At 67.2% G+C, this 9,854-nt stretch carries 10 protein-coding genes; 3 read left to right on the top strand and 7 right to left on the bottom strand.

Translation table 11 applies throughout. From position 1 onward, the window contains the following. The 5 genes from JMF82_RS16835 to JMF82_RS16815 all read right to left on the bottom strand — a co-directional run. A partial coding sequence (locus JMF82_RS16835; RefSeq protein ID WP_343214155.1) for a DUF4097 family beta strand repeat-containing protein occupies positions 1–422 on the bottom strand: 422 nt, incomplete at its 3' end. Between the two features lie 19 nt (positions 423–441). Beyond that, a complete protein-coding gene (locus JMF82_RS16830) occupies positions 442–885 on the bottom strand; it encodes a hypothetical protein (protein ID WP_201315705.1) in 444 nt (147 codons plus the stop codon). Continuing rightward, complete coding sequence (locus tag JMF82_RS16825; RefSeq protein WP_201315710.1) at positions 882–1,430, bottom strand: sigma-70 family RNA polymerase sigma factor; 549 nt, start codon at positions 1,428–1,430, stop codon at positions 882–884. The genes JMF82_RS16830 and JMF82_RS16825 overlap by 4 nt, the downstream gene beginning before the upstream one ends. Positions 1,431–1,657: 227 nt before the next feature. Further along, complete coding sequence (locus tag JMF82_RS16820; RefSeq protein WP_201315704.1) at positions 1,658–3,418, bottom strand: phosphoenolpyruvate carboxykinase (GTP); 1,761 nt, start codon at positions 3,416–3,418, stop codon at positions 1,658–1,660. Between the two features lie 237 nt (positions 3,419–3,655). After that, positions 3,656–4,234: a TetR/AcrR family transcriptional regulator gene (locus JMF82_RS16815; RefSeq protein ID WP_201315703.1), complete on the bottom strand. Its 579-nt coding sequence runs from the start codon at positions 4,232–4,234 to the stop codon at positions 3,656–3,658. 120 nt (positions 4,235–4,354) lie between these two features. Here JMF82_RS16815 and JMF82_RS16810 point away from each other — a divergent pair, with 120 nt between their 5' ends. The 3 genes from JMF82_RS16810 to JMF82_RS16800 are packed head-to-tail and all read left to right on the top strand — an operon-like array spanning position 4,355 to position 8,292. Further along, the gene (locus tag JMF82_RS16810) at positions 4,355–5,248 is read left to right on the top strand and encodes an alpha/beta hydrolase (RefSeq protein WP_201315709.1); all 894 of its coding nucleotides are present in this window, start codon (positions 4,355–4,357) and stop codon (positions 5,246–5,248) included. Between the two features lie 43 nt (positions 5,249–5,291). Further along, the gene (locus JMF82_RS16805) at positions 5,292–7,763 is read left to right on the top strand and encodes an acyl-CoA dehydrogenase (RefSeq protein WP_201315702.1); all 2,472 of its coding nucleotides are present in this window, start codon (positions 5,292–5,294) and stop codon (positions 7,761–7,763) included. 58 nt (positions 7,764–7,821) lie between these two features. Continuing rightward, positions 7,822–8,292, top strand: a complete 471-nt coding sequence (locus JMF82_RS16800) for a hotdog fold domain-containing protein (protein WP_201315701.1) — start codon at positions 7,822–7,824, stop codon at positions 8,290–8,292. Here the strand turns inward: JMF82_RS16800 and JMF82_RS16795 are convergent, their stop codons facing one another. Further along, positions 8,293–9,288, bottom strand: coding sequence for a diguanylate cyclase (locus JMF82_RS16795; RefSeq protein ID WP_201315700.1), 996 nt, complete (start codon positions 9,286–9,288; stop codon positions 8,293–8,295). Further along, positions 9,285–9,854, bottom strand: coding sequence for a chemotaxis protein CheB (locus JMF82_RS16790; protein ID WP_201315699.1), 570 nt, complete (start codon positions 9,852–9,854; stop codon positions 9,285–9,287). The genes JMF82_RS16795 and JMF82_RS16790 overlap by 4 nt, the downstream gene beginning before the upstream one ends.

Raw genomic sequence — 9,854 nt, 5'->3', positions numbered from 1 at the left:
GCCTTGCCGCTGACGGTGTTGGCCTTGATCTTGCCGCCCTCGATGCCGTCGATGCTGAGCGGGGCGCTCACCACGTCGACGTCCAGCGAAGCGCCCTTCGGCACGCGGATGTCCAGGGTGGTGGAGCCCATCGAGTTCTCGTTGTTCCAGTTGAACCAGCCGGACTTGCCCTGCGATTCGACACGGATCGTCATGCTGCTGTCGCTGCCTTCGATGGTCAGCGGCTTCGCGCCTTCGCCGAGCCGGCCGCCCACCTGCACCTGGTTGCGGTCCCAGGCGGTGATGGTGACCGCGCCCTTGACGTTGCTGACGCTGATGCGCGCGTTGGGCGTCGCATCGTGGGAGAGGTTGATGGGCGTGTCGGCCAGGGCTTGGCCGATGGACAGGCTGAGCAGGAGTGGAATGATGCGTGCGGTTTTCATGGTGAAGGCTCCGCTGGACTCAACCAGCCTGGTGTTCCAACTGTCGCAGCTGCGACTGTTGTTTTTGCATGCGATACAGCAGGCGCTGCAGTGCGGGTGAATGGGGCGCCTGTTCCATGGCCTGGCGCAGTTCCATGTTGGCGGCGTCGAATTCCACGGCGGCGCCTGCAAGGCGGGGATCGGACGGACGCCAGCGCTCCAGGTCGGGCGCGGCCGATGCCGTCGCCGTGGTGAGCGGGCGATCGCGCAGGTGCACGGCGAGGCTGCCGGCGAACAGCGACAAACCCGCGAAGCTGGCGGCGAGCAGCCAGCCTTGCGCACGCTGTGCCGTGCTGCGCCGGGGCGCTGGTGCCGCCGAGGTGGCGTCATCCAGGGCGGCATCGATCGCGGGCCACAAGTCGCGGCGCGGCGATACCGGTTCGCGCAGGGCGCGGGCCTGGCGGAGCCATTCGAATTCGTTCATGCGCTTTCTCCCAATACTTTTCGCAGAAGGCCGCGTGCGCGATGCAACTGCGCTTTCGACGAGCCCACCGCCATCCCCAGCTCGATGCCGATTTCCTCGTGGCGCCAGCCTTCGATGTCGTGCAATACCAGTACCGCTCGTGCCCGCGGCGGCAGTTTGCCGATGGCACGTTCCAGTTCTTCGCGTTCGGCGGCGCAGAACGGCGTTTCGCCGCGATCCGGCAGGTCGTCCTCGGCCATCATGCTCACCGGATCGGCGCCGCGTGCCCTGATGTCCATCAGCGCGACGTTCACCGCCAAGCGGTACAGCCAGGTGCCGAACGAGCTTTCGTGGCGAAACCCGGACAGCTTCTGCCAGGCGCGTACGAACGCATCCTGCGTGAGATCTTCCGCACGGGCGTGGTCGAAGCCGGCCAGGCGATACACCGCGCCGTACACACGGTCGACGTGCAGCCGGTAAAGCCGATGGAAGGCCTGCCTGTCACCGGCGGCAGCCGCGCGGACGTCGTCCGTGTCAGTGGGCTCCGCGGCGGGCGCTGGCGGCATCAGGGTTCCGGTGGCTGGGCAGGCTGCGGTCATCTTGCCAGCTTGGATGCGGCCAGGTGCGGAAGGGTTTAGAGGAAGGGCCTGCAAGGCCGCTTCTTGCAACTGCAGGAGCGCATCCCGTGCGCGATCGGGGGAATTGCGGCGTCACCGCTCCGTGGGCTTTTCGCGCACTGGGTGCGCTCCTACAGAGCGAGCGAAGGCCGGCCACGGGGTCGCCGGCCTTCAGGTCAGGCGGCCTCGGCGGTTTTCAGCGCGTTGGCGATGCGTTGCTGTTCGGCATGCAGTTCGTCCGGCAGGCGCTCGCCGAAGCTGTGCAGGTATTCGCCGATGGCCGCGAGCTCGTCGCTCCAGCCGGCGTGGTCGACGTCGAGCAGGGTGTCGACGGTACGGCGATCCAGCGCGAGGCCGTCCAGCTTCAGCTCGCCGTCGGAGGGTACGGTGCCGATCGGCGTCTGGCGGCCCTTGGCGCGACCTTCGACGCGGTCGATCATCCACTCGAGCACGCGCAGGTTGTCACCGTAGCCCGGCCACAGGAAGCGGCCGTCTTCGCCCTTGCGGAACCAGTTCACGTGGAAGATCTTCGGCAGCTTCGCGCCCGGCTTGTCGAACGACAGCCAGTGACGGAAGTAGTCGCCGTAGTGGTAGCCGGCAAACGGCTTCATCGCCATCGAGTCGCGACGCAGCACGCCCACCGCACCGGTGGCGGCGGCGGTGGTTTCCGAGCCCATGGCCGCGCCGATCAGCACGCCATGCGCCCAGTCGCGCGCTTCGAACACCAGCGGCACCAGCGACGGACGGCGGCCGCCGAACACGATGGCGCTGATCGGCACGCCCTGCGAATCCTCGGCGCGCGGCGACCAGGTCGGGCATTGCCTGGCGCTCACGGTGAAGCGCGAGTTGGGATGGGCGGCGGGACCATTGGACGGATCGTACGGGCGACCCTGCCAGTCGGTGACCGGCTTGCCCGGCAGGCCTTCCCACCACGGCTGGTTGTCGGCGGTAACGGCGACGTTGGTGAAGATGGTGTCGCGCGCGATGGTGGTCAGCGCATTCGGATTGGTGGCATCGCTGGTGCCCGGGGCGACGCCGAAGTAGCCGGCTTCCGGGTTGATGGCGTATAGACGTCCATCCGCACCGGGGCGCATCCAGCAGATGTCGTCGCCCACGGTCCACACCTTCCAGCCGTTCTTGCGATAGCCCTCCGGCGGGATGAGCATGGCGAGGTTGGTCTTGCCGCAGGCCGAGGGGAACGCGGCGGCGACGTAGTGCGTCTCGCCCTTGGGGTTCTCGATGCCGACGATCAGCATGTGCTCGGCGAGCCAGCCCTCGGACTTCGCCTGGAAGCTGGCGATGCGCAGCGCATGGCACTTCTTGCCCAGCAGCGCGTTGCCGCCGTAGCCCGAGCCGTACGACTTGATGGTCAGCTCCTCGGGGAAATGCATGATGAAGCGGCGTTCCGGATCGAGCTCGCCGGTGGAGTGCAGGCCCTTCACGAACGTGCCTTCGCGCTCGATGCGCGCCTGCGCGGCGGCGCCCATGCGCGTCATGGTGCGCATGTTGGCCACCACGTACGGGCTGTCGGTGATCTCCACGCCGCAACGTGCGAGCGGCGAATCGATCGGCCCCATGCAGTACGGAATGACGTACATTGTGCGGCCTTCCATGCAGCCGTCGAACAGCGCGTCCATCTTGGCGTGCGCGGCGGCCGGGGCCATCCAGTGGTTGTTCGGGCCGGCGTCCTGTTCGTCCCTGGTGCAGACGAAGGTGAGGTGCTCGACGCGGGCCACGTCGGAGGGGCTCGAACGGTGGAGGTAGCAGCCCGGGTGGGTCTCCTGATTGAGCTCGATCAAGTCGCCGGTCTGCAGCATCTGCTGCACGAGCTGGCGGTATTCAGCGTCCGAGCCGTCGCACCAATGGATCTTCGCGGGGCGGGTCAGTGCCGCCACTTCGTCAACCCAGCGTTGCAGCGATTCCAGCTTGCTCGACATCACGTTCCTCACTCTGGTCTTAAGCCAAAAAAAGAGCAGAAACGCTAACTTACGGGCACTGGCATCGCAAGGTACGACGCAGCAACCGGTAACTGGGCGCACCAAAAAACATCGCCTGGGCCGACAGTTAGGGGTGGGATTGCAGACCACTTCGGGCCCGTTGCTACCAGTGGGCCGCGGCCATAAAAAAAACGCCGCCCAAGGGCGGCGTTTCGCGTAGGCGTTTGCCGATACGACTCAGTTCGGGGTGAGGGTCCGGATCATGTGTTCGACGTAGGCGTCGAACTCCTCATGGCTGATCCGCGGCAGGCCCAGCGTGAAGTTGAGTTGCAGGAAGCCGACGTAGGCCGCGTAGGTCAGGCGGGCCCGGTTGAGTGCCTCGACCGGCTCCAGCCCCGCTTCGCGGTAGATGTTGGTGAGGAATTCCATGCGTCGTTGCGAGACGCGCGCCATGACCGGCACCACCTGCGGGTGGTCCAGCGCCTTCAGCAGGGCGGCATAGACGCGATGGGGCGCCAGTTCGTGCGCCACGCGGCGGAACAGCTCCGGCAGGCGGGCGCGCGGATCGGGCATGGACTCGATCTGCGAGATGACCTCGCGCTCACCGTACTGCTCCCAGCGTTCCAGCGCGGCCTGGAGCAGCGCCTCGCGGGTGCGGAAATGCCAGTAGAAGCTGCCCTTGGTCACACCGAGCTGGCGGGCCAGGGCCTCGACGGCGAGAGCGTTGACGCCCTGGTCGGCGATCAGCTTGAGGGCCGCGTCTTCCCAATCCTCGGCGGAAAGACGGGTGCGTTCAGGTTTGGCGCTTGCATTCATGCCCGTATGTTAACGCAGTCCGTGAGCTTGCACGGAGCCGGCCCCCAAGTCGTTGAATCGGCGGACCGCTGCCGCGGCGCATATTGACGTGGCGGTTTGCCGCAATCCATACTCGTGCGTATGGTATCGGCATCTTCCATCGAAAAGACGGTCTCGCGGGCAGCCTCGGTCGACGGCCTGGAACTGGCCGTCGAGGTCCGCCACCCCGCGGGCGCCCCGGCGCTGTTGTTCGCCCACGGCTTTGGCCAGACCCGCGGCGCCTGGCGCGGCGCCTCCTCGGCCCTGGCGGCGCAGGGATACCGCTGCGTCAGCTTCGACGCTCGTGGTCATGGCGAGAGCGACTGGCTGCCGGGCGGCGAGTACCACATGGAGCAGTTCATCGGCGATCTGCGCGTGCTGGCGCACGCCGAGCTGCACAAGCCGATCCTGGTGGGTGCGTCCATGGGCGGCTTGCTGGGCCTGATGCTGGCGGGCGAGATCGATCCCGACGCTTTCCGTGCGCTGGTGCTGGTGGATATCACCCCGCGCTGGGAGACCGCCGGCGTCGAGCGCATCCTCGCCTTCATGCAGGCCCATCCCGATGGCTTCGCCAGTTATGCCGAGGCCGCCGAGGAAATCGCCAGGTACCTGCCGCATCGCGGCGGGCGCAAAAGCGAGGACCAGCTCCGTCCGCTGCTGCGCGAAGGCGCCGATGGCCGCCTGCGCTGGCATTGGGACCCGGCATTGCTGGGCGGCGAGCTGGTGCGCGAGAGCGAGCGTTACCAGCCGCGCCTGATGGCGGCCGCGGCCAAGGTCGTCGTGCCCGTGCTGCTGCTCTCGGGCGGCCGCAGCGACGTGGTCTCGCGCGACACGGTCGATGAATTCCTGAAGCTGGTGCCCCATGCCGAGCACGTGGAACTGCCGCGCGCAACGCACATGGTGGCCGGCGATGCCAACGATGCCTTCACCCGCGAAATCGCACGGTTCGTGGGCAAGCTTTCCAGTCCCGACCGCAGCGATGCGGTGACTGCGTGATTTCCATGAACCACCAAGTCGTCATCCGTAACGAGGTGTTGTGATGTCCGTGATCCTGACCCTGCTGGCGGCACTGATTGCCACCGGTGCCTGTGCCTACCACCGCAGCAGCCTGCGCACGTGGGCGATCGTGACGGTAGTGGCCACCGTCGTGGTCGGTGCGCTTACCGGCGCGCCGTGGACGACCTTCATCCTGTTGGTGATCGAGCTCGGCATCGCCGTGCCGCTGCTGATGAAGACCTTCCGCCGCAAGCAGATCACCGCGCCCTTGCTGAAGATGTTCGCCAAGGTGACGCCGAAGCTGTCGGAGACCGAGCAGACGGCGCTCGAGGCGGGCACGGTCGGTTTCGAAGGCGAACTGTTCTCCGGCAAGCCCGACTGGCACGAGTTGCTCAAGCAGCCCAAGCCCGAGCTGAGCGTGGAAGAGCAGGCCTTCATGGACGGCCCGGTCGAAGAACTGTGCGGCATGATCGACGACTGGCAGATCACGCACGAGCTGGCCGACCTGCCGCCGGAAGTCTGGGCCTTCATCAAGAAGCACAAGTTCTTCGGCATGATCATCCCCAAGCAGTACGGCGGCCTGGGTTTCTCGGCGCTGGCGCATTCGGCGGTGCTGCAGAAGCTGGCGACGATGTCGGCGACGGTGGCCTCCACGGTCGCGGTGCCGAACTCGCTGGGCCCGGCCGAACTGCTGCTGCACTACGGCAGCGACGAGCAGAAGAACCATTACCTGCCGCGCCTGGCGGTAGGCGAAGAGATCCCGTGTTTCGCGCTCACCGGCCCGTACGCGGGCTCCGACGCCACCTCGATCACCGATTACGGCATCGTGTGCAAGCAGGTCGTGGATGGTGTCGAAACGCTGGGCATGAAGCTCACCTTCGACAAGCGCTACATCACGCTGGCGCCGATCGCCACGGTGGTAGGCCTGGCCTTCCGCCTGTATGACCCGGAGAAGCTGCTGGGCGACAAGGAAGACCTGGGCATCACGCTGGCGCTGCTGCCGCGCTCGACGCCGGGCCTGGAAATCGGCCGTCGCCACTTCCCGCTCAACATCCCGTTCCAGAATGGCCCGCTGCACGGCAAGGACGTGTTCGTGCCGCTGTCGGTGCTGATCGGCGGCCCGCACATGGCCGGCCACGGCTGGCGCATGCTGGTGGAATGCCTCTCGGTAGGCCGCGCGATCTCGCTGCCGTCCAATGCCACCGGCGGCGTGCGCGCCGCGGTGGCCGCGACCGGCGCTTATGCGCGCATGCGCAAGCAGTTCGGCCTGTCGATCGCCCGCTTCGAGGGCGTGGAAGAAGCCTTGGCCCGCATCGGTGGCCTGACCTATGCCACGGCCGCGCTGTCGCGCGCCACGGCGGCGGCGGTGGATCGCGGCGAGAAGCCGGCGGTGCCGTCGGCCATCGCCAAGTACCACGCGACCGAGTGGGGCCGCGTCATCGCCGGCGATGCGCTCGACGTGCATGGCGGCAAGGGCGTGCAGCTGGGTCCGAAGAACTACGCGGGGCGCGCCTGGCAGGGCGTGCCGATCGCCATCACGGTGGAAGGCGCGAACATCATGACGCGCAGCCTGATGATCTTCGGCCAGGGCGCGATCCGCTGCCATCCCTACGTACTGAAGGAAATGCAGGCGCTGTCGATCGCCGACTACGGCGAGCGCCTGCGCACGTTCGACCGCGCGCTGTTCGGCCATATCGGCTTCGGCATCTCCAACGCGGTGCGCGCGTTCACGCTGGGCATCACCGGCTCGCGCATCGGCGATACCGCGGGCGACGCGTACACGCGCCGCTACTACCGCAAGCTCAACCGCTACTCCGCGGCGCTGGCATTGTGCGCGGACACCTTCATGGGCGTGCTCGGCGGCAAGCTGAAGTTCAAGGAGAAGCTCTCCGCGCGCCTGGGTGATGTGCTGAGCTACCTGTATATCGCCAGCGCCATGCTCAAGCGCTACGAGGACACGGGCCGTCCGGAAGCGGACCGTCCGCTGCTGGCCTGGGCGTTCCACGAGTGCATGTGGCGCACGCAGATGGCGCTGGACGGGGCCATCCGCAATTTCCCGGTGAAGCCGGTGGCGTGGCTGCTGCGCGCGCTGGTGTTCCCATTCGGCCGACGCGAAGTGCCGCCGTCCGATCGCCTGGGTCGTCGCGTGGCCGCCATCATCACGGCGCCGGGCGAAGCGCGCGATCGCCTTGTCGAATGGGCGTACCTCGCGCCGACCGCGAACAACACCATCGGCCGCATGAACGCGCTGCTGCCGGATGTGATCGCGGCCGAGCCGGTGGAGCGCAAGTTCGGCAAGGCGCAGAAGAGCGGCCAGTTCAAGTCGCACGACTACAACGGCCAGCTTTCCGAAGCGCTGCAGGCGGGCGTGATCACCGCGGCCGAACACGACCTGCTCAAGCGCGTGCGCGATGGCGTGGCGGAGTTCATCGCGGTGGACGACTTCGATCCGGCGGAACTGCGCAGCGCCGTGAGCCGCGCCGACCGCAACAAGAAGCTGGCCGACGCGGCCTGATGCCCATCGTCGTATGACCAGGGCGGAGCGGCAGCTCCGCCCGCGCGGGAGGTTTGCCATGAGTCAGGCGTTGTCGCTGTATCGCCGGCTGGTCTCGATGCCGGGCGGACGCTGGTTGTACGGCCGGCTGATCTGCTTCAAGGCGCCGTACTTCGCCACCATCGCGCCGCGCTTCGTGGCACTGGAGCCGGGGCGTTGCGCCGTGGACATCCGCGACCGGCGTCGCGTGCACAACCACATCGGCACGGTGCATGCCATCGCGCTGTGCAATGCGGCGGAGCTCACCGCCGGCATGATGACCGACGCCACCATCCCCTCCCGCATGCGCTGGATTCCCAAAGGCATGACCGTGGAATACCTGGCCAAGGCGAAGGGCACGCTGCGTGCCGAGGCCACGCCCGCGGCTGCCGCCGTCGAAGCGGCGAGCGGTTATGCCTGGCCGGTGAACGTCAGCGTGCGCAACACGGCTGGCGAAGAGGTGTTCCGCGCACGCATCGAGATGTGGGTGTCGCCGCGCAAGGATGCCTGACTAGGAGGCCAGCACGCAGCGGTTCTTGCCGGCGTCCTTGGCCTGGTAGAGCGCGCGATCCGCGCACTGGATCAGTTCCTCGTCGCCTTGCGTCTCGCCCTGCCATATCGCCACGCCGATGCTGGCGCTCACGTTCGCCACGAAGGTGCCGTGGCGGCCTTGGAGCGGATAGGGCCTGGCCAGGATCGCGCATAGTTCCTCGCAACGCCTGACCAGCGAGGAGACATCGTCGACGTCTTCGAGGATCACCGCGAATTCGTCGCCACCCAGTCGCGCCACCGTATCGTTCGCACGCACTTCGCCGGTGAGGCGTTCGGCGATGGCTTGCAGCAGGGCATCGCCGGCCGGATGGCCATGATTGTCGTTCACGCTCTTGAAGCCATCGATGTCCAACAGGGCCAGGCCAAACTGCGTCAGGTGACGTGGCGCGCGCTGCATCGCGGTGGTCAGCCGGTCGTGGAACAGCGTGCGGTTGGGCAAGCCGGTGAGCATGTCGTGCGTGGCCTGGTGGAGGATGCGTTCCTCGATGCGCATGCGCTCGCCGATCTCCCAGTTGAGCTGGTCGTTGCGCTCCTCCAGTTCTTCCAGGGTCGCCTTCAGTGCCGCACGTGCGCGGTACAGCTCGAGGAAGACGCGCACCTTGGACTGCAGGATCATGTCGTTGATGGGCTTGGCGATGTAATCCACCGCGCCGAAGTGATAGCCACGCACGCGGTTGATGTCATCGGCGTAGGCCGCGGTGACGAAGATGATCGGCGTATCGCGCAGCCGCTCGTCTTCGCCGATCAGGAAGGCGACCTCGAAGCCGTCCATCTCGGGCATGTTGACGTCGAGCAGGACCAGGGCGAATTCGTGGTCCAGGCACAGCGCCAGCGCTTCGTTGCCGCTGGTGGCCTCGAACAGCCGTGCACCGCTGTCGGCCAGCAGGTGCCGCATGGCGACGAGGTTGGCGGGCGTATCGTCGACGACGAGGATCTTGGGGGCAGGCAGGTTCATGGCAGGCACAGTCGATTGAGCAGCGGCGCAATGGCCGCCAGGGGAACACAGTAGTCGGCGCCGGCGATGTCCAGCGCCGCGGTGGGCATGGCCGCCGCCTCGGCGTCGGCGGGGTCCTGCACGATGGCCAGGCCACCGTTGCGGCGGATGCGCGCGAGCCCTTCGGCGCCGTCGCTGTTGGCGCCGGTGAGCACGACGCCGATCAAGGCGTCGCGGTAGGCCTCGGCGGCCGAATCGAACAGCACGTCGATGGAGGGCCGGGCATAACTCACCCGTTCGTCGACAGACAGCGCGAAGCGGCGGTTGGCTTCCACCAGGAGGTGATAGCCACTGGGGGCGACGTGGATGACACCGCGTTCGAGCGGCGCGCGTTCGCTCGCTTCCACGACCGGCAGGGTGGCGTGCTGCGCGAGCAGCTCGCACATCAGTTCCACCGTGGACGAACCGGTGTGGGAGCACACGACGATGGCTTGCTGCAGGTTGGGGAGCAGCGCGGAAAAGAGCAGCTCCAGCGCGGCCAGCCCGCCTGCCGAGCAACCGACCACGATGGCCTGCGGCGCGGCCAT

The sequence above is a fragment of the Dyella sp. EPa41 genome (assembly GCF_016586165.1).
Taxonomy (GTDB): Bacteria; Pseudomonadota; Gammaproteobacteria; order Xanthomonadales; family Rhodanobacteraceae; genus Dyella.
This window is presented reverse-complemented; position numbering and strand designations above follow the sequence as displayed.